The sequence below is a fragment of the Enterobacter sp. GD03975 genome (assembly GCF_029838645.1).
Lineage (GTDB): Bacteria > Pseudomonadota > Gammaproteobacteria > Enterobacterales > Enterobacteriaceae > Enterobacter > Enterobacter quasihormaechei.
Window position 1 is genome coordinate 1 of the sequence record NZ_JAOBZC010000015.1, and the last position, 20,383, is coordinate 20,383.

Annotated in this window: 15 protein-coding genes, 1 pseudogene and 1 riboswitch; of the genes and pseudogenes, 6 read left to right on the forward strand and 10 right to left on the reverse strand. The window is 57.0% G+C overall.

Features of this window, described 5'->3' with window-relative positions; genetic code table 11:
• Positions 1-235 precede the first annotated feature (235 nt).
• Both murI and btuB read right to left on the reverse strand, forming a co-directional pair.
• The gene (gene murI / locus N5C09_RS18745) at positions 236-1,087 is read right to left on the reverse strand and encodes a glutamate racemase (protein ID WP_032608099.1); all 852 of its coding nucleotides are present in this window, start codon (positions 1,085-1,087) and stop codon (positions 236-238) included.
• On the reverse strand, positions 1,032-2,882 hold the full coding sequence (gene btuB, locus N5C09_RS18750; protein ID WP_236329819.1) for a TonB-dependent vitamin B12 receptor BtuB: 1,851 nt from the start codon (positions 2,880-2,882) through the stop codon (positions 1,032-1,034). The genes murI and btuB overlap by 56 nt, the downstream gene beginning before the upstream one ends.
• Positions 2,883-2,947: 65 nt before the next feature.
• Positions 2,948-3,123: riboswitch (cobalamin riboswitch) on the reverse strand.
• Between the two features lie 104 nt (positions 3,124-3,227).
• On the opposite strand from btuB, the gene trmA reads away from it, so the two are divergent.
• Positions 3,228-4,328 carry a tRNA (uridine(54)-C5)-methyltransferase TrmA gene (gene trmA, locus N5C09_RS18755; protein ID WP_063865469.1) on the forward strand — a complete coding sequence of 367 codons (1,101 nt, stop codon included), beginning with the start codon at positions 3,228-3,230 and terminating at the stop codon, positions 4,326-4,328.
• 90 nt (positions 4,329-4,418) lie between these two features.
• Here trmA and N5C09_RS18760 read toward each other — a convergent pair whose 3' ends face one another.
• Both N5C09_RS18760 and fabR read right to left on the reverse strand, forming a co-directional pair.
• Positions 4,419-4,778: a YijD family membrane protein gene (locus N5C09_RS18760; RefSeq protein WP_006808647.1), complete on the reverse strand. Its 360-nt coding sequence runs from the start codon at positions 4,776-4,778 to the stop codon at positions 4,419-4,421.
• A 9-nt stretch (positions 4,779-4,787) separates the two neighbouring features.
• A complete protein-coding gene (fabR, locus tag N5C09_RS18765; protein ID WP_003862059.1) occupies positions 4,788-5,426 on the reverse strand; it encodes an HTH-type transcriptional repressor FabR in 639 nt (212 codons plus the stop codon).
• A 196-nt stretch (positions 5,427-5,622) separates the two neighbouring features.
• On the opposite strand from fabR, the gene sthA reads away from it, so the two are divergent.
• Positions 5,623-7,023 (forward strand): Si-specific NAD(P)(+) transhydrogenase, encoded by a 1,401-nt coding sequence (sthA, locus tag N5C09_RS18770; protein WP_003862057.1) that lies wholly within the window; start codon positions 5,623-5,625, stop codon positions 7,021-7,023.
• Here the strand turns inward: sthA and oxyR are convergent.
• From oxyR to argC, 4 genes are all read right to left on the reverse strand, one after another.
• A complete protein-coding gene (gene oxyR, locus N5C09_RS18775) occupies positions 7,006-7,923 on the reverse strand; it encodes a DNA-binding transcriptional regulator OxyR (RefSeq protein WP_003862055.1) in 918 nt (305 codons plus the stop codon). The two genes, sthA and oxyR, sit on opposite strands and share 18 nt — an antisense overlap.
• A 294-nt stretch (positions 7,924-8,217) precedes the next feature.
• Positions 8,218-9,591 carry an argininosuccinate lyase gene (gene argH / locus N5C09_RS18780; RefSeq protein ID WP_279749651.1) on the reverse strand — a complete coding sequence of 458 codons (1,374 nt, stop codon included), beginning with the start codon at positions 9,589-9,591 and terminating at the stop codon, positions 8,218-8,220.
• Positions 9,592-9,696: 105 nt separating this feature from the next.
• The gene (gene argB, locus N5C09_RS18785; protein ID WP_279749652.1) at positions 9,697-10,473 is read right to left on the reverse strand and encodes an acetylglutamate kinase; all 777 of its coding nucleotides are present in this window, start codon (positions 10,471-10,473) and stop codon (positions 9,697-9,699) included.
• Between the two features lie 6 nt (positions 10,474-10,479).
• Positions 10,480-11,484, reverse strand: coding sequence for an N-acetyl-gamma-glutamyl-phosphate reductase (argC, locus tag N5C09_RS18790; protein WP_279749653.1), 1,005 nt, complete (start codon positions 11,482-11,484; stop codon positions 10,480-10,482).
• A gap of 88 nt (positions 11,485-11,572) precedes the next feature.
• Between argC and argE the strand changes: the two genes are divergently transcribed.
• From argE to N5C09_RS18810, 4 genes and pseudogenes are all read left to right on the forward strand, one after another.
• Complete coding sequence (argE, locus tag N5C09_RS18795) at positions 11,573-12,724, forward strand: acetylornithine deacetylase (RefSeq protein WP_058610676.1); 1,152 nt, start codon at positions 11,573-11,575, stop codon at positions 12,722-12,724.
• Positions 12,725-12,970: 246 nt separating this feature from the next.
• Complete coding sequence (gene ppc / locus N5C09_RS18800; RefSeq protein WP_279749654.1) at positions 12,971-15,622, forward strand: phosphoenolpyruvate carboxylase; 2,652 nt, start codon at positions 12,971-12,973, stop codon at positions 15,620-15,622.
• A 67-nt stretch (positions 15,623-15,689) separates the two neighbouring features.
• Positions 15,690-15,797 (forward strand): annotated as a pseudogene (locus tag N5C09_RS18805) (fructose-bisphosphate aldolase); the annotation flags it as partial.
• Between the two features lie 12 nt (positions 15,798-15,809).
• Positions 15,810-16,913, forward strand: coding sequence for a glycerol dehydrogenase (locus N5C09_RS18810; protein WP_063449728.1), 1,104 nt, complete (start codon positions 15,810-15,812; stop codon positions 16,911-16,913).
• Positions 16,914-17,004: 91 nt separating this feature from the next.
• On the opposite strand, the gene katG is transcribed toward N5C09_RS18810, so the two are convergent.
• Complete coding sequence (katG, locus tag N5C09_RS18815) at positions 17,005-19,185, reverse strand: catalase/peroxidase HPI (RefSeq protein WP_063865464.1); 2,181 nt, start codon at positions 19,183-19,185, stop codon at positions 17,005-17,007.
• A 144-nt stretch (positions 19,186-19,329) separates the two neighbouring features.
• Positions 19,330-20,220 (reverse strand): methylenetetrahydrofolate reductase, encoded by an 891-nt coding sequence (gene metF, locus N5C09_RS18820; RefSeq protein ID WP_063449726.1) that lies wholly within the window; start codon positions 20,218-20,220, stop codon positions 19,330-19,332.
• Positions 20,221-20,383: the final 163 nt, after the last annotated feature.

Consider the following 20,383-nt stretch of genomic DNA (forward strand, 5'->3'; position numbering starts at 1 on the left):
CAACGCGGCTTTCAGCTCACCGTTGCGAGGTCCCGTATATTACGTTTTCCTCATTCAGAGTCAAGCAATTATTTTTACTTTTCTCTGTTGGCGTTCATCTCTGAACCCCGCTGTCCCGGCGGCCTGTAAGCCGTTGTTCCGTGTCAGTGGAGGCGCATTATAGGGAGTTCTCAGACGTTGACAACCCCTCTTTGAAAAAAAACGTTCAACCGTCTCTTTTTTGCTCAAAACCGTGCTACAGCGCCAGTTTTTCGAGCGTTTCGAAGCCGTAACGCTGTAAAACGGGTAAAAGTTGTTCAGTTTCTTTTGTTATCGCCATACAGAAAGCGATGTTCGCTTCCGCTGATTTCGCATCCGGCGCCTCGTGTTCCAGCAGCCAGGCCGTCCGACGCGCAATCGCCGCACCGGAATCCACCAGCCGGGTTCCTTCAGGCAGGACCTTTAATAGCTCTTCCTGTAACAACGGGAAATGGGTACATCCAAGAACAACCGTATCCGGGGGTTCCTGCATCCGCAGCCATGGACGCAGAATGCGGCGCAGCTCTTCAAGCGAGACCGTCTCGCCGTGCAGCTTCGCTTCCGCCATTTCCACCAGCTCCGCGGAGCCGAGCATGGCGATCTGGCATTCATTAGCAAAGCGCTCAATAAGCTCGCGCGTATAAGGACGTTTTACCGTACCGCGCGTCGCCAGCAAACCCACGATGCCGTTCGCCGTCAGGCGCGCAGCAGGTTTAATTGCCGGCACAACGCCCACAACCGGGAACGGGAATTTTTCGCGCAGGGCAGGAAGAGAGACCGTGCTTGCCGTATTGCAGGCAATCACCGCCAGCGCCAGGGGGTAGCGCTTTTGTACCGCGGTAACGATTTCAACCACGCGCTCAACGATAAAGTCTTCACTCTTTTCCCCATACGGGAACGCGACGTTATCGAAGGCGTAGATGTAATGGAGATCCGGCAGGAGCTGCCGAATCTCATCATAGACTGAAAGCCCACCGACGCCGGAATCAAACACCAGCACGGTGGGACGCGGATCAGAAGGTGTAGCTGCCAGACAAGGTGTATTCCCGTCCTGCAGTTTCGTAGCCATAAACTGTCTCGTAATCTTTATCGAACAGGTTGGCTATTTTACCACGAACTGTGAGATGAGAGGTGACAGGATATGAAACCGCGACATCCCACAGGCTGACGCCGCCCATTTTTACGCGTTCTGTTGCATAAGTATTGGGATCAACGGCGACGTCATAGCGGGTGCCCAGATAACGGTACGCCAGATTCCAGTCGAGGTCCCACACCTGCCAGTCAAGCTGATACTTAACCTGCTGCTTTGAGCGACGCGCCAGGACTTCGTTGGTTTTCGCATTGCGCGGGTCAACGTAGTCATAGGAAATTTGGTGCCCTACCGGTCCGGTATCGAACTGCGCCGTCGCCTCGATCCCTTTGATGCGAGCCTCATCCACGTTGTAATAACGGTAGGTCCGCGGGTCGCTGTTAATCAGGTTATCAATATCATTACGATAGCCCGTCACGCGCCAGTTTACCGGCCCCGTCAGGCCTTCAAAACCACCTTCCCACTGCTTACTCTCTTCTGGCTTCAGGTCCGGATTGCCGTAATCCTTACTGTGGATCTGGCTCATGGTCGGCGCTTTATACGCTGTGCCGTAAGAACCGATGATGCGATACCCGTCGATGAATTCCCACGCGGCACTGGTCTGCCAGGTGGCATGATTGCCAAAGTTAGAGTTATCGTCATTACGCGCCGCCGCTTCCAGCGTCACGCTGTTGAACTGCTGCATCGCTGAAAGGAACACGCCGGTGTTACGCTGTTCGTAACCTTTTTCCAGATAGCCCGTTCCCGCCTGGGTTTTCTGCTTCTGCCAGTCCAGACCCGCGCCGATATTGCCGTGTCCCACTTCAACCGTATTCAGCCACTGGGTGGTGTACTGCTTCACGTCATCCATGGTTGCGGAGTCAGCGTAGCGGCCTTTTTTCGGATCATAGTTCTGGTCTTTGCTGCGGCCATAGCCTGCCACCAGCTGTGACTGGAAGATACCCTGGTTGTAACGCAACCCGGTGTCCCAGTTCTGGCTATAGACCTGACGCGTGTCCGGACGCCCGTCAATGCCGGTCGCGCCATAGTGATCGTAACCGTCGTACGCGGAGCGGTTATCGTAGCCAAAGCCACGGAAGAACCCGCTGACGCTGTCGGTAAACTGCTGTTCCACCGAGCCAAACAGAGATTTACTCATAAAACCATCGCGGTCTGGCTGGCGCGGGGCATCTTTTGCGGCAATATCAAAACCACGGGTATAGGTGTAATCCCCGGCCATGGTGATTTTCGTTTTATCGAACACCTGCTGGAAGGCACCGTTATAGTTTTGATACCCCTTTGAACCAACGCCCGCCGAAATTTCCGCGCCCGGCTTATCGCGCCCGGTGATGATGTTAATCACGCCGCCAATCGCGTCGGAGCCGTACAGCGCCGAACGCGGGCCGCGAATATACTCAATACGCTGAATCAGCGAGGTCGGGATCTGACTTAAGTCGGGAACGTTGCTGATCCCGGCATTGTTCAGGGGGATGCCATCAATCAGCACCAGAACATGACGGGATTCCGTACCGCGAATAAACGTAGAAGAGGTCGACCCCATCCCACCGCTTTGTGCGATGTCCACGCCCGGCAGGCGTGACATGATTTCCACAACGCTCGTTGCCTGCCAGCGTTCAATATCCTCACGCGTCACGACGGATGTCGGAGCCAGAACAGTTTTTGCCGGTTGTTCGAAACGGTTTGCTGTCACCACCAACGAGTCAGCGCTTTCCTGCGCCCAGCCCGAAAATGCCGTGACGGAAAACGCCGTCAACAGCGATACTTTTTTAATCATTGTTAAAGCATCCAAAATATAAGAAGGATGCCGCAGGCCTCATCGATAGCACGCGATGATGAAACCAAATGCGACGTGGTTCCGGCAGGTCTTCGGGCTGGGTGGCGTTTATGGATGAAGACTTCCCGTTTTCACAGTGTCTGTAACTCTCATCCCGCCAGTCTTTACCGCTGCGCGTCAGCTCCAGATTTGCACTGGATTCCCTTTTCACTCTCAGGAGACCGGAAACAGAATGCTACAATTAGACACGTATAGATGTCCAGATAGCTATTAGCCATTAAATCTGGACATCCCCTGCACAATCCCTACAATCCCCGCGTAATTCTTTCTCACTCAGGATGCATCATGACCCCAGAACACCTCCCGACAGAACAGTACGACGCACAGCTGGCAGAAAAAGTTGTCCGCCTGCAAAGTATGATGACGCCATTCAACGCGCCCGTTCCTGAGGTGTTTCGTTCTCCGGTCAGCCACTACCGTATGCGCGCCGAGTTTCGCATCTGGCACGATGGCGATGACCTGTACCACATCATTTTCGATCAGCAGACGAAATCCCGCATTCGCGTAGACAGTTTTCCGGCGGCAAGTGAACTGATAAACCAGCTGATGACGCTGATGATTGACGGCGTGCGCAACAATCCAGTGCTGCGCAACAAGCTGTTCCAGATAGACTACCTGACCACCCAAAGCAATCAGGCCATTGTCTCTCTGCTCTATCATAAAGCGCTGACCGACGAGTGGCGCGAGCAGGCCGAAGCCCTGCGCGATGCGCTGCGCGCGCAGAACATCAACGTGCACCTGATTGGCCGCGCGACCAAAACCAAAATCATGCTGGACCAGGATTACGTCGATGAGCGTCTGCCGGTAGCGGGTAAAGAGATGGTTTACCGTCAGGTGGAGAACAGCTTCACCCAGCCGAACGCCGCCATGAACGTGCAGATGCTGGAGTGGGCGCTGAACGCGACGGAAGGGTCGACGGGCGATCTGCTGGAACTGTACTGCGGTAACGGTAACTTCTCGCTGGCGCTGGCGCGTAACTTCGATCGCGTGCTGGCGACGGAAATTGCCAAACCGTCGGTGGCGGCCGCGCAGTACAACATCGCCGCTAACCACATCGATAACGTACAAATCATTCGTATGGCGGCAGAAGAGTTCACCCAGGCGATGAATGGCGTACGTGAGTTTAACCGCCTGCAAGGCATTGATTTGAAGAGCTACCAGTGCGAGACGATTTTTGTCGATCCGCCACGCAGCGGGCTGGATAGCGAAACCGAGAAGATGGTGCAGGCGTACCCGCGTATTTTGTACATCTCCTGTAACCCGGAGACGCTGTGCAAGAATCTGGAAACATTGAGCCAGACGCACAAGGTTGAACGTCTGGCGCTGTTCGATCAGTTCCCGTATACGCACCATATGGAGTGCGGCGTACTGCTTACTGCAAAGTAATGTGAATCTTGTAGGGCAGGTAAGCGAAGCGCCACCTGCCAAAAAAGCCGGATGGCGCTTCGCTTATCCGGCCTACAATGACAAAACCCTTTATTCTGGCAACTGGCTCTTGCGGCTACGCATACGAGAGCCAATCCAGAACACCAGCGCCACGGACAGTACCGCAGGCAGGAAGTTAGAGCCAATATCCGGGTATTCCGCACGCACCACGGTGCTGTACAGCAGCACACCCAGGATAAAACTGGCTGCGGCCAGCCCCGGTAACCCGACAGGCATGGTGCGGTTCAGATAACGTTGATGCAGGCAGTACACCGTCAGCACCAGCGCGATAATCGGGAAAATCGAGAACGGTACAATTGAGCTGAAAACCGCCGCAAACGTACCATTAATGGATAAGCCAGCGATCAATGCCAGCAACAGCGTTCCTTTATCCTGACCTGACTGTTTCATTACTCACCTTCACTCATCGTTTTGATGTGCCAACTTCTCTTGTTCACGGCGATACCAGTAGTACGCACCTTTAGAAATCATCCGCAGCTGCAATACCAGTCGCTCTTCGAGTTGCTTACGTTGTTCAATGCTGACGTCCAGCGCTTCGGCACCCGCGCTGAACACAATCGTCACCATCGCCTCAGCCTGTGCTTCGGTAAACGCACGCGGCATATGGTTTTCGAGTTCCAGATAGTCGGCAAGTTCCGCGATGAAATGCTGAATTTCACGCGCGACGGCGGCACGAAACGCGGCTGATGTCCCGGAACGCTCACGCAACAGCAGGCGAAACGCGTTAGGGTTATTGCCGATAAATTCCATAAACGTCGATACGGAGGTGCGGATCACGCTGCCGCCTTTGGCGATACGTTGACGCGCCTGACGCATAAGCTGGCGCAGCATTAAACCGCTCTCGTCGACCATGGTCAGGCCCAGTTCATCCACATCACGGAAATGACGATAGAAGGACGTTGGCGCAATCCCGGCCTCGCGCGCCACTTCACGCAGGCTCAAACTGGCAAAACTCCGCTCAGCACTCAGTTGACTGAATGCGGCTTCCACCAGCGAACGCCGGGTTTTCTCTTTTTGTTGTGCTCTTACGCCCATCACGATAGTTGAATCCTTCCAAAGGCCCGTTGGCACTATACCAGAGAATAAAATTAATCTGTTTACCTGGCTTTGTGAATGATTGTTTACGCGCGGTTTGTGCCCCACTGCCCGAAAAAAGCACAACGATAATTGGGTTACCCAGGCAATGATGTTATGATTCTGTTGCTTTTATGTATAAGAACAGGTAAGCCTTGCCATGCCACATTCCTACGATTACGACGCAATAGTTATTGGTTCCGGCCCCGGCGGCGAAGGTGCTGCTATGGGTCTGGTAAAACAGGGAGCCAGAGTAGCGGTAATTGAGCGCTACCATAATGTTGGCGGCGGTTGCACCCACTGGGGCACCATCCCTTCGAAAGCCCTCCGCCACGCCGTTAGCCGCATTATCGAATTTAACCAGAATCCTCTTTACAGCGACCACTCCCGACTTCTTCGTTCCTCCTTTGCCGATATCCTGAATCACGCAGACACGGTCATTAACCAGCAGACGCGCATGCGTCAGGGTTTTTATGAGCGCAACCACTGTGAAATTCTGCAAGGCAACGCCCATTTTGTGGATGAACACACCCTGGCGCTGGAGTGCCACGATGGTTCGGTTGAGACGCTCACCGCTGAAAAATTTGTGATCGCCTGCGGTTCCCGTCCGTACCATCCGGCAGACGTGGACTTCTCGCACCCGCGCATTTACGACAGCGACTCCATCCTCAGCCTGCATCACGAGCCACGCCATGTGATCATCTATGGTGCGGGGGTGATTGGCTGTGAATATGCCTCGATCTTCCGCGGAATGGAGGTCAAAGTTGACCTGATTAACACCCGTGACCGCCTGCTGGCGTTCCTCGATCAGGAGATGTCGGACTCTCTCTCCTACCACTTCTGGAACAGCGGCGTGGTGATTCGCCACAACGAAGAGTACGAGAAGATTGAGGGCTGCGACGACGGTGTGATCATGCACCTGAAGTCAGGTAAGAAGCTGAAGGCGGACTGCCTGCTGTACGCCAACGGCCGTACCGGCAACACGGATTCGTTGCAGCTGGAGAATATCGGGCTCGAAACCGACAGCCGCGGTCAGCTGAAGGTCAACAGCATGTATCAGACCGCGCTGCCGCACGTATACGCGGTGGGCGACGTGATTGGTTACCCAAGCCTGGCCTCCGCTGCGTACGATCAGGGCCGCATCGCCGCACAGGCCCTGGTGAAAGGTGAAGCGACGGCGCATCTGATCGAAGATATCCCGACGGGTATCTACACCATTCCGGAAATCAGTTCTGTCGGGAAAACCGAGCAGCAGCTGACGGCCATGAAGGTGCCTTACGAGGTGGGTCGTGCCCAGTTTAAACATCTGGCGCGGGCGCAAATCGTGGGGATGAGCGTGGGTACGCTGAAGATCCTGTTCCATCGCGAGACGAAAGAGATCCTCGGTATTCACTGCTTCGGTGAACGCGCGGCGGAAATCATTCACATCGGCCAGGCGATCATGGAGCAAAAAGGTGGTGGCAACACCATTGAGTACTTCGTTAACACCACCTTTAACTACCCGACCATGGCGGAAGCCTATCGGGTAGCCGCGCTGAACGGCTTAAACCGCCTGTTTTAACGCGCTGTCGAAATGGCCATCCATCGCACCGCGGATGGCCTCTGCCAGCTGCTCATAGCGGCTGCGCAGCGGTGACCCCGGACGATAAACCAGACCAATGGTGCGACGCGGCTCCGGCTTGATGCACGGCAGATAGACCACGCCATCGCGTTTACGCTCGTGCGGCACCGCCAGCGCCGGCAGCAGCGTAATACCGCTTCCCGCCGCCACCATATTACGCAGCGTTTCCAGACTGGTTGCGCGGAAATGGGTATCTTCGTCAGCGCCCGCTTCGAAGCAGAAGCCCATCGCCTGATCGCGCAGGCAGTGACCGTCTTCCAGCATCAGCAGCTTTTCCCCCGCCAGATCGGCCATCGGCACGCGATCGCGGTTCGCCCATGGGTGATCTTCATAGATCGCCAGCATCATCGGTTCGTCGAACAGCGGGACTTCAATAAACGCTTCACTCTCTTTGACCAGCGCCAGAATCGCACAGTCGAGCTTGCCGCTGTCCAGCTGCGCCAGCAGCTGATGGGTTTGCGCTTCGTGCAGGTACATTTCGAGTTTCGGGAACGTCTGGTGCAGCATTGGAATGATTTGCGGCAACAGGTACGGGCCAACGGTTGGGATCAGGCCAATATGCAGCGGGCCGGACATCGCCTCCCCCTGCTGGCTTGCCATTTCCTTGAGCACTTTGACCTCGCGCAGCACGGTGCGCGCCTGATCCACCAGCAGCAGACCTGCCTGGGTGAACAGTACCTTACGACTGGTGCGCTCCAGCAGCATTACGCCCAGCTCATCTTCCAGCTTGCGGATCTGTCCGCTCAGGGTAGGCTGGCTGACATGGCAGGAATCTGCCGCGCGGCGAAAATGGCGGTGCTCGGCTAACGCTACCAGGTATTCAAGATCACGAATATTCATTATTCATCCTCCGTCGCCACGATAGTTCATGGCGATAGATAGCATAGCAATGAACGATTATCCCTATCAAGCATTCTGTTGAATAATACGCCACATAGACGAGGCGGCCGTGTTTGACCCTTGACGTCCCCGCACCGTCAGCGAGTTTCTCTCAAAACTCGAAAAACTAAAGCCAACGTGAACTTTTGCGGACCCCGTGGTCCGCTTTTTTTTTGCAAAAAAAAGCCCAACTCAGGGTTGGGCTGGGGTTTTGTAGGTCGGGTCAGGCGAAGCCGCCACCCGACGTTTCAGGCATCAAATCAGGCGGTTTTTCGCATCCGCAATCGCCTGCGCCACCTGCTTCGGCGATACGCCGCCTTTCGCTGCACGCTTATCCAGGCAGGATTGCAGGGCCAGAATCGGATAGACGTCATCCCCGATAACCGCGCTGAATTTTTGCAGGTCGGCCAGCGCCAGCGCTTCAAGGGCTTTACCCTGACGAATCGCTTCCACTACCGCTTCGCCCACAATATGGTGCGCCTCGCGGAACGGTACGCCTTTCGCCACCAGGTAGTCCGCCAGCTCGGTGGAGTTAGCATAGCCCTGCTGCGCCGCTTCCTGACAGCGCGGACGTTTCACCTGAATGCCGTCCAGCACCAGCGCGCCCATGTGCAGACAGTCCAGCCAGGAGTCGAGCGCGTCGAACAGCCCTTCTTTGTCTTCCTGCATATCTTTGTTATACGCCAGCGGCAGCCCTTTCAGGGTCATCATCATGCCGGTAAGCGCGCCCTGCACGCGACCGCACTTGCCGCGGATAAGCTCCAGCGCGTCCGGGTTTTTCTTCTGCGGCATCAGGGATGAGCCTGAGGTCACGCGGTCGGACAGCTCCACGAAGCCCGCTTCGCCAGAGTTAAAGAAGATCAGGTCTTCGGCAAAGCGCGACAGGTGCACCATCCCGATAGAGGCATTCGACAGCAGCTCCAGCACGTGGTCACGATCAGAGACGCTGTCCAGGCTGTTGCGGGTGGCGGAAGCAAAGCCCAGCCAGCCTGCCAGCTGCTCGCGGTCGATTTCATATGCGGTACCGGCCAGCGCGCCGCTGCCCAGCGGGCTCACGTCCAGACGCGTTAGGGTATCCTGCAACCGGCTTTCATCACGCGCCAGCATCTCAACGTAGGCCAGACACCAGTGCGCGAACGTCACCGGCTGCGCGCGTTGCAGGTGGGTATAACCCGGCATCACCGCGTCCTGGTTGTTCTGCGCGGTTTCCACCAGCGCGCCCTGCAACTGACGATTTGCCGCCAGCAGTTCGCCTATGGTCTCTTTGCACCACAGCTTCAGGTCGGTCGCAACCTGGTCATTACGGCTACGGCCGGTATGCAGTTTTTTACCCAGCTGGCCGACTTTGTCGATGAGTTTACCTTCCACCCAGCTGTGAATATCTTCGGCATCGCTCTGGAGGATTTGCTGCGGATCCAGACGCACCTCTTCCAGCAGGTTGTTCAGCGCCTCTTCCAGCTGCTGCTGTTCGTCTGCGGTCAGCACGCCAACGGTCACCAGCGCTTTGGACCAGGCCACAGAGCCGACGATATCCTGTTCGGCCAGGCGGTAGTCGAAGCGCAAAGAGTCGTTGAACTGTTTGAACCGCTGATCCGCTGCCTGTGTAAAACGCCCACCCCAAAGTGCCATAACGAATTTCCTTAATGATGATATTTTTGCCCGGTGGCGCTGCGCTTACCGGGCCTACAAAATTCACGTAGGCCGGATAAGCGAAGCGCCATCCGGCACAGAATCTTAAGCCAGAATACGCGTACCAATCGGCGTGCCGTTAAACAGCGCCGGAAGCTGCTCCGCGTGGCGCCAGGAGGCGATATCCACCGGGCGACCCAGCGTGCGCGCCGCATCCAGCGCCGCATTCACCTTAACGATCATGCCGTCGGTTATAATGCCCTGATCGATCAGCTGCTCGGCTTTTGCGGCGGTCATTTCCGCTATGCGCTGGCCTTTGCCGTCCAGAATGCCGCTCACGTCGGAGAGCAGGATCAGGTCAGCGCCCAGCGTGGCCGCCAGGGCGGTTGCCGCCTGGTCCGCGTTGACGTTCATCAGCTCGCCCGCTTCGGTCACGCCGATAGAGCTCACTACCGGCAGAAAACCGCCTTCCAGCAGGGTGCTAATCAGCTTAGGCGAACCTGGCTGCGCCAGTCCAACATGGCCGAGCTCTTCGTCAAGCTGGGTCACTTTTACGCTGTCACCGTCGCCCAGGTAGAGGCCAACGGAGGCGATATGGTGTTTCTTCGCCCATGCCAGCAGCGTTTTGTTCGCCGTGCCCGCCAGTGCGCCGGTAATGATGTCAATCTGGTCAGCAGGGGTGACGCGCAGGCCATTTTTCTTTTTCACCGGCAGATTCAGCCCTTTCATCAGCTCATCCACCACGCAGCCGCCGCCGTGCACAATCACCAGCGGACGCTGGTGCGATTCGCGATAGTTCACCAGCGCGGTAAACAGGCGCTCCAGCGCTTCTTCGCTGTCCAGCAGTACACCACCGAGTTTGATAATTAATGGGTTCATCATCACACCTTAAATAAGAGCCTGCGTTTCAGGGAAGCCGAAACGAATATTTGCACACTGCATTGCCTGTGCGGCAGCGCCTTTGAGTAAGTTATCTTCTGCGGCGACCACAATCAGATGCTCGCCCTGTACGGCAAAGCCGATATCGCAGAACGGCAGGCCAACCACGTTTTTCAATGCCGGCACGCCTTTGTCGTACAGACGCACCAGCGGTTTATCCGCGTATGCCTGCGTGAAGGCCTCGCTCACCTGCGCCTGGGTCACGCCCGGCTTCAGGCGGCAGGTAATGGTTTCGAGGATCCCGCGCGGGAAGCTGCCGAGGTGCGGGGTAAAAATCACCTCCGCGCCCAGATGCGTGGTGATTTCAGGGTGATGACGGTGATTGAACACGCCATACGGCTGAAGGCTCACTTCGCAGAAGCTGTTGGAGATAGCGGCCTTGCGCCCTGCTCCGCTCACGCCGCTGGTGGCGTTGATCACCGGCCACTGGTGCAGATCCAGCAGACCGGCGTCGATCAATGGCTTCAGGGAGAGCTGCGCCGCCGTCGGGTAGCAGCCCGGCACGGCAATCAGGTTCGCTTCTTTCAGTTTATCGGCGCTCCACTCCGCCAGGCCGTAGACCGCTTTTTCAAGCAGAACCGGATGCTGATGAGTGAAGCCGTAATATTTTTCATAGAACGCGCCGTCGTTAACGCGGAACGCGCCGGAGAGGTCAAAGACCACGCAGCCGGCCGCTAAAAATTGCGGTGCCAGGTCGTGGCTGACTTCATGCGCCGTGGCTAAAAACACCACGTCAACGCCATCGGTGAACTCGCTGATGTCGGACATCGGCTGCAACGGCAGATCGACAATGCCTTTAAGCTGCGGATGCAAATCAGAAATTAACTTTCCGGCATCATTGCTTTGCGCTGACACGGTCAAAGCGGTTATGGTCATATGAGGGTGGCGATTTACGTAGCTTACAAGCTCTGCGCCCGCATAACCGCTAGCGCCTACAATCAGCGTATTCAACATCGGGTTCCTTTATGCTCAACGTTAATGTATTTTTATTCACATTTATTGCATGAATATTGATACTATCACGACCTAAGGTGTGTCAACAATGAAAATGAACTTACCGCCATTTATCGAGATTTACCGCGCCCTGATTGCCACACCCTCCATCAGCGCGACGGAAGAAGCGCTGGATCAGAGCAATGAGTCTTTAATCAATCTGCTGGCGGGTTGGTTTAGCGATCTTGGGTTTAACGTTGAGGTTCAGCCCGTCCCCGGAACACGCCACAAATTTAACCTGCTCGCCAGTACCGGAACCGGTGCGGGTGGCCTGCTGCTGGCCGGACATACCGACACCGTGCCGTTTGACGATGGCCGCTGGACGCGCGATCCGTTCACCCTGACCGAACACGACAACAAGCTCTACGGTCTCGGCACGGCGGACATGAAAGGCTTCTTCGCCTTTATCCTCGACGCGCTGCGTGACGTGGACGTGACAACCCTGAAAAAGCCGCTCTACATTCTGGCGACCGCCGATGAAGAGACCAGCATGGCGGGTGCACGTTATTTCTCTGAAAACACAGCGATTCGCCCGGACTGCGCGATCATCGGCGAGCCCACCTCTCTGCAACCGATTCGTGCGCACAAAGGGCATATTTCTACCGCGGTGCGCGTGCTGGGCCAGTCCGGCCACTCCAGCGATCCGGCGCGCGGCGTGAACGCCATTGAGCTGATGCACGACGCCATTGGCCGCATCATGACCCTGCGCGACGATTTGAAAGAGCGTTATCACTACGAGGCGTTTACCGTGCCTTATCCAACGCTGAACCTCGGTAGCCTGCACGGCGGCGATGCGTCCAACCGTATCTGCGCCTGCTGCGAACTGCATATGGATATTCGTCCTCTGCCGGGCATGACGCTGAGCGATCTGGATGGCCTGCTGAACGAAGCGCTGGCTCCGGTCAGCGAGCGCTGGCCGGGACGCCTGACGGTCTCTGAACTGCATCCGCCGATTCCTGGCTACGAATGCCCGCCAGACCATCAGCTGGTTCAGGTCGTGGAAAAACTGCTTGGCGAGAAAACCGACGTGGTGAACTACTGCACCGAAGCGCCGTTTATTCAGACCCTGTGCCCGACGCTGGTTCTTGGTCCTGGCTCCATTAACCAGGCCCATCAGCCGGATGAATATCTGGAAACCCGCTTCATCAAGCCCACCCGCGAACTGATTACCCAGGTTGTGCATCATTTCTGCTGGCATTAATGACGCTTCCCCTCTCCCTGGAGAGGGGAAAATCCCGCGATCTCTGTCACATTCCCATAAGCATCTCTTATCTGACGCGAAGCGAATTAAATTTCGTAAATTGCCCGCATTTATTCGTTTGCTGAACCGTTTTCGCAGCAATTGACGACGGGGGTTTTACGTGGCTTTATAAAGGGAGATGACAAAATAATGTCCAGAAGATTTTCGCCTGGGCATAAACAAAAATGATGGGGTGACTGGGTTTTTATGAACGAACAATATTCCGCGTTGCGTAGTAATGTCAGCATGCTCGGCAAAGTGCTTGGAGATACCATCAAAGACGCATTAGGGGAGAACATCCTCGACCGCGTTGAAACCATCCGCAAGCTATCCAAATCTTCCCGTGCCGGTAACGAGGCCAATCGTCAGGAGCTGCTCACCACCTTGCAGAACCTTTCTAACGATGAGCTGCTGCCCGTTGCCCGCGCCTTTAGCCAGTTCCTGAACCTGGCAAACACCGCTGAGCAATATCACAGCATTTCGCCAAAAGGCGAAGCGGCCAGCAACCCGGAAGTCATTGCCCGCACCCTTCGTAAACTCAAAGACCAGCCCGACCTCAACGAAGCGACCATCAAAAACGCGGTGGAATCCCTTTCGCTGGAGCTGGTGCTGACCGCTCACCCAACCGAAATCACCCGTCGTACGCTGATCCACAAAATGGTGGAAGTGAACAACTGCCTGAAGCAGCTGGATAACAAAGACATTGCCGACTACGAACGTAACCAGCTGATGCGCCGTCTGCGCCAGCTGATTGCCCAGTCCTGGCACACCGATGAAATTCGTAAGCATCGCCCAAGCCCGGTCGACGAAGCCAAATGGGGCTTTGCGGTGGTGGAAAACAGCCTGTGGGAAGGGGTGCCTAACTACCTGCGCGAGCTGAACGAACAGCTGGAAGAAAACCTGGGCTATCGCCTGCCGGTAGACTTTGTGCCGGTTCGCTTTACCTCCTGGATGGGCGGCGACCGCGACGGCAACCCGAACGTGACGGCGGAAATCACCCGTCACGTCCTGCTGCTGAGCCGCTGGAAAGCGACCGACCTGTTCCTTAAGGATATTCAGGTGCTGATCTCCGAGCTGTCGATGGTAGAAGCAACGCCGGAACTGCGTGCGCTGGCCGGCGAAGAAGGTGCCAGCGAGCCGTACCGTTTCCTGATGAAAAAACTGCGCGGTCAGCTGCTTGCAACTCAGGCCTGGCTGGAAGCGCGCCTGAAAGGCCAGCGCCTGCCAAAGCCAGAAGGTCTGCTGAGCCAGAACGAACAGCTCTGGGAACCGCTGTATGCCTGTTATAAATCGCTCCAGGCCTGCGGAATGGGCATCATTGCGAATGGCGAACTGCTCGATACCCTGCGCCGCGTGAAATGTTTCGGCGTACCGCTGGTGCGTATCGACGTCCGTCAGGAAAGTACCCGCCATACCGAAGCGCTGGGCGAACTGACCCGCTATCTCGGCATCGGCGACTATGAAAGCTGGTCAGAAGCCGACAAGCAGGCGTTCCTGATCCGCGAGCTGAACTCCAAGCGCCCTCTGCTGCCGCGCAACTGGGAGCCAAGCAATGATACCCGTGAAGTGCTCAACACCTGTAAAGCGATCGTGGATGCGCCGAAAGGATCGGTGGCCGCCTATGTGATCTCCATGGCGAAAACCCCGTCCGACGTGCTGGGCGTTCACCTTCTGCTGAAAGAAGCGGGCATCGACTACGCTCTGCCTGTCGCGCCGCTGTTTGAGACCCTCGACGACCTGAACAACGCCAACGACGTGATGACCCAGCTGCTTAACATCGACTGGTATCGCGGCTTTATTCAGGGCAAACAGATGGTGATGATTGGCTATTCCGACTCCGCGAAAGATGCGGGCGTGATGGCGGCGTCCTGGGCGCAGTATCAGGCTCAGGATGCGCTGATCAAAACCTGCGAGAAAGCCGGTATTGAGCTGACCCTGTTCCACGGACGCGGCGGCTCCATTGGCCGCGGTGGCGCACCTGCTCACGCGGCGCTGCTCTCTCAACCGCCGGGAAGCCTGAAAGGCGGCCTGCGCGTGACCGAGCAGGGCGAGATGATCCGCTTCAAATACGGTCTGCCGGAAGTGACCATCAGCAGCCTGTCGCTCTATACCAGTGCGATCCTGGAAGCGAACCTGCTGCCGCCGCCGGAGCCAAAAGAGTCCTGGTGCCGCATCATGGACGAGCTGTCAGACATCTCCTGCGACCTCTACCGCGGCTACGTGCGTGAAAACAAAGACTTCGTGCCTTACTTCCGTTCAGCAACGCCTGAGCAGGAGCTGGGTAAACTGCCGCTGGGTTCGCGTCCGGCCAAGCGTCGCCCGACCGGCGGCGTCGAGTCCCTGCGCGCCATTCCGTGGATCTTCGCCTGGACGCAAAACCGCTTAATGCTGCCCGCCTGGCTGGGTGCCGGTGCGGCGCTGCAAAAAGTGGTGGAAGACGGTAAGCAGAGCGAGCTGGAAACCATGTGCCGCAACTGGCCGTTCTTCTCCACTCGCCTGGGCATGCTGGAGATGGTCTTCTCGAAAGCCGACCTGTGGCTGGCGGAATACTACGATCAGCGTCTGGTGAAACCAGAACTGTGGACGCTGGGTAAAGAGCTGCGCGAGCTGCTGGAAGGCGACATCAAGGTGGTGCTGGATATCGCCAACGATTCCCATCTGATGGAAGACCTGCCGTGGATCGCCGAATCAATCCAGTTGCGTAACATCTACACCGACCCGCTGAACGTTTTACAGGCTGAACTGCTGCACCGTTCCCGCCTGGCGGAAGAGGAAGGTAAAGAGCCGGATCCGCGCGTTGAACAGGCGCTGATGGTGACGATTGCCGGCGTTGCGGCGGGTATGCGTAACACCGGTTAATGCTTAATGCCCGGCAGCGCTAAGCCAGCCGGGCACATCTCGATCTTCCCTCTTCCCTACCGCCCGTAAGGCAATCACGCTTCCCTTAGACATAGCGCAACAAATGTCCGGCACGCCGGGAGTAGAGTCACGCTCAGAGCCGTTCGAACAGGACAGGATTTACCTCAAACACTAAGGGAGTAATGTTATGGACCGTATTATTCAATCCCCGGGAAAATACATCCAGGGTGCTGATGTGCTCACCCGTCTCGGCGACTATCTGAAGCCGCTGGCAGCCCGCTGGCTGGTGGTGGGCGATAAGTTTGTGCTGGGTTTTGCTGAAGAAACCCTGCGCCAGAGCTTCAGACAAGCCGATCTCCACGCCGAAATTGCGCCGTTTGGCGGCGAATGTTCGCAAAATGAAATCGATCGTCTGAAAAAACTGGCAGACAGCGCCGACTGTCTGGCAGTGCTGGGTATCGGCGGCGGTAAAACGCTGGATACTGCCAAAGCGCTTGCGCACTTTATGAACGTTCCGGTTGCCGTTGCCCCGACCATCGCCTCCACCGATGCGCCGTGCAGCGCCCTGTCCGTGATTTACACCGACAGCGGTGAGTTCGAGCGTTATCTGATGCTGCCGCACAACCCGAACATGGTGATTGTCGACACCAAAGTGGTGGCGGGTGCACCGGCTCGCCTGCTCGCCGCCGGGATTGGCGATGCGCTGGCAACCTGGTTTGAAGCGCGTGCCTGCTCGCGCAGCGGCGCCACGACCATGGCGGGCGGCAAGTGCACGCAGGCGGCGCTAGCGCTGGCAGAGCTGTGCTACAACACGCTGGTTGAAGAGGGTGAGAAGGCGATGCTGGCGGCAGAGCAGCACGTGGTGACGCCCGCGCTGGAACGCATTATCGAAGCCAACACCTATCTCAGCGGCGTGGGTTTTGAAAGCGGCGGTCTGGCGGCGGCGCATGCCATTCACAACGGCATGACGGCGGTACCGGATGCACATCATTTTTACCACGGTGAAAAGGTCGCGTTCGGCACGCTGACGCAGCTGGTTCTGGAGAACGCGCCGGTTGAAGAAATAGAGACCGTCGCCGCGCTTTGCCACAGCGTTGGGCTGCCGATCACCCTGGCGCAGCTAAACATCAAAGAGGATATCCCGGCCAAAATGCGGCTGATCGCGGAAGCGTCCTGTGCCGAAGGGGAAACCATCCACAACATGCCTGGCGGCGTAACGGCGGATCAGGTGTATGCGGCGCTGCTGGTTGCGGACCAGTACGGACAGCGATTCTTGCAGGAGTGGGAGTAATAAAAAAGCCGGGTGGCGCTGCGCTTACCCGGCCTACATGGCACTTTAATTTGTAGGCCGGGTAAGGCGTAGCCGCCACCCGGCACAAGGGTTACTTCACGTCAAAGCGGTCCAAATCCATCACTCGCGCCCATGCGGCAACGAAATCACGAACGAACTTCTCGTGCGCATCGCTGCTGGCGTAAACCTCGGCCAGCGCGCGCAGGACAGCGTTTGAACCGAAGACCAGGTCAGCGCGGGTGGCGGTGTATTTCACCTCGCCGCTGGCGCGATCGCTCCCGGCAAACAGTTCGTTTGAGTCGTCGGTCGCTTTCCACTGGGTGTTCATATCCAGCAGGTTCACGAAGAAATCGTTGCTCAGCACGCCCTCGCGGTTAGTGAACACGCCATTCTTACTGCCGTCGAAGTTTGCACCCAGTACGCGCAGGCCGCCGATCAGCACCGTCAGCTCCGGCGCGGTCAGGGTCAGCTGCTGGGCTTTGTCGATCAGCAGCGACTCGGTGGTAGATACATCCACCTGTGCGCGATAGTTACGGAAACCGTCGGCAATCGGCTCGAGCAGGTTAAACATCTCGATATCCGTCTGGTCCTGACGCGCGTCCACGCGGCCCGGGGTGAACGGTACATTGACGTAAACGCCTGCCGCTTTCGCTGCCTGCTCAACGCCCACCACACCCGCCAGCACGATGATATCCGCAAGTGACGCTTTGTTGGTGGTGCGCTGGATCGCTTCCAGCGCCGGCAGCGCGCGAACCGCTGCGGCGTTAACGTCCCAGTCGCGCTGAGGCGCCAGCGCCAGACGTGCACCGTTGGCGCCGCCACGCTTGTCGCCGCCGCGGAAGGTGGATGCCGACGCCCAGGCCACGGAAACCAGCTCGCTCACGGAGAGTCCCGAGGCCGCGATTTCCGCTTTCAGGCTTTCGATATCTTCCTGAGTCGGATGGAACACCGGCTGAGGCAGTGGATCCTGCCAAATCAGATCTTCCTTCGGCACTTCCGGACCAATGTACCGCGCTTTTGGCCCCATATCGCGGTGGGTCAGCTTGAACCACGCGCGCGCAAAGGCTTCATTGAAGGCCTGCGGATCGTTCAGGAAGCGACGGGAAATTTTCTCGAATTCTGGGTCGAAACGCAGCGTCAGGTCGGTGACCAGCATGGTTGGCTTGCGTTTTTTCGACGGGTCGAACGGATCAGGCATGATCTCTGGCGCATCCACGGCTTCAAACTGAATCGCGCCCGCCGGGCTGCGGGTCTGCACCCATTCGTACTTGAACAGGTTCTCGAAGAAGTAGTTGCTCCACTGGGTCGGGGTTTGCGACCAGATGACCTCCAGCCCGGAGGTAATGGCGTCAGCGCCAATTCCGGTGCCGTGGGTGCTGGTCCAGCCTAAGCCCTGCGCTTCAATCGGCGACGCTTCCGGGTCGGTGCCCACGTGCGTGGCTTCCCCTGCGCCGTGCGTTTTACCGAGCGTATGACCGCCAGCAATCAGCGCGACGGTCTCTTCGTCGTTCATGCCCATGTTGCCAAAGGTGGCGCGGATTGCCGCCGCCGCGGACAACGGTTCACCGCTGGCGTTTGGCCCTTCCGGGTTAACGTAGATCAGGCCCATTTCAGTGGCCGCCAGCGGGCGCTTCGCCAGCGCTTCCGGGTCACGGTGGGTCAGCCAGGCTTTTTCATCGCCCCAGTTCACGTCCAGATCCGGTTCCCAGACGTCTTCACGCCCGGCACCAAAACCAAAGGTGCGGAAGCCGGAGTTCTCCAGCGCCACGTTACCCGCGAGGATAAACAGGTCGGCCCAGGAGATTTTTTGTCCGTATTTTTGCTTGATTGGCCACAGCAGGCGGCGCGCCTTGTCCAGGCTGACGTTATCCGGCCAGGAGTTCAGGGGCGCGAAGCGCTGTTGACCGCGACCTGCGCCGCCGCGACCGTCCACGGAGCGATAGGTGCCCGCGCCGTGCCAGGCCATACGGATAAACAGGCCCGCATAGCTGCCCCAGTCGGCAGGCCACCACGGCTGAGAATCGGTTAACAGGGCCTTGAGGTCGCCCTTAAGGGCAGAATAGTCGAGCTTGCTGAATTCTTTGCGGTAGTCGAAGTCTTCACCCAGTGGGTTTGAACGGCTGGAGTGTTGATTAAGTAGATCGATGCGGAGTTGTTTAGGCCACCACTCTTTGCTGCTGGTACCTGCACCCGCGCTATGATCGACGCCGCCCTGATGGAACGGACATTTGCCGGCGGATGCCGCGTTATTGGTCTCGTCTGACATGCTCATCGCTATGCTCCCTTTACAGTGTTACCGTTACGATATACACCACTAGCGATAAGAGATAGTTGAATTAATCCACAGATTCGATAGTTAATACCTTTTAACTATCGGTTCGATTAAAAATCCCTCATCTTTGTGAGGGATTTTGCTTTACAGGGCAGGACGAACGCCCAGCGTGTGGCAAATGGCGTAACTCATTTCCGCGCGGTTCAGCGTGTAGAAGTGGAAATCCTTCACCCCTTCGCGGCTCAAGATCTTCACCATGTCCATGGCGATATTGGCGCCCACTAGCTTGCGGGTTTCCGGATCGTCGTCCAGCCCTTCGTACATTTTGGACATCCACAGCGGAATGCGCACGTTGGTCATATCGGCGAACTTCTTCGCCTGTTTGAAGTTCGAGACCGGCAAAATGCCCGGAATGATTTCAACATCAATACCCGCCGAGACGCAGCGGTCGCGAAAGCGCAGGTAGCTTTCCACGTCAAAGAAGAACTGAGTAATCGCGCGGTTGGCACCGGCCTCCACCTTACGCTTCAGGTTAAGCAGGTCTGCCTGGGCGCTTTTCGCTTCCGGGTGTACTTCAGGATACGCCGCAACGGAAATATCGAAGTCGGCCACCTCTTTCAGCAGCCCGACCAGATCGGCGGCAAACATCTCTGGCTTACCGCTGCCCGGCGGAAGGTCGCCGCGCAGGGCCACAATGTGGCGAATGCCGTTATTCCAGTAGTCCTGAGCGATGGCGCGCAGCTCGTCGCGGGTGGCGTCGATACAGGTCAGGTGCGGCGCCGCTTCCAGGCCGGTTCGGTCTTTAATGCCCTTAATGATGCTGTGCGTGCGGTCACGCTCGCCGGAGTTGGCACCGTAGGTTACGGAAACAAACTTCGGTTTAAGACTGCTCAGGCGATCGATAGAGCTCCACAGGGTTTGCTCCATTTCACTGGTGCGCGGCGGGAAAAATTCAAAAGAGACGTTAATCTGGCCGTTAACTTCTGCCAGGCTCTGATTCAGGGCTTCCCGCTGGTTGGCGTGAAAAAAGCTCATACCTTACCTCTACCTTTCGCGTGTCGTTGTTTATTGTGTTGTGAACTTCTATACGTTTAGACGTCCAGATGTAAAAATGACGGAAAAGCGGAGTGCCGTCAACTGAAATAATCAACAATAACGGTGAGGATTGCTCAGGGAAGATGAGGGGCGTTCATGATGG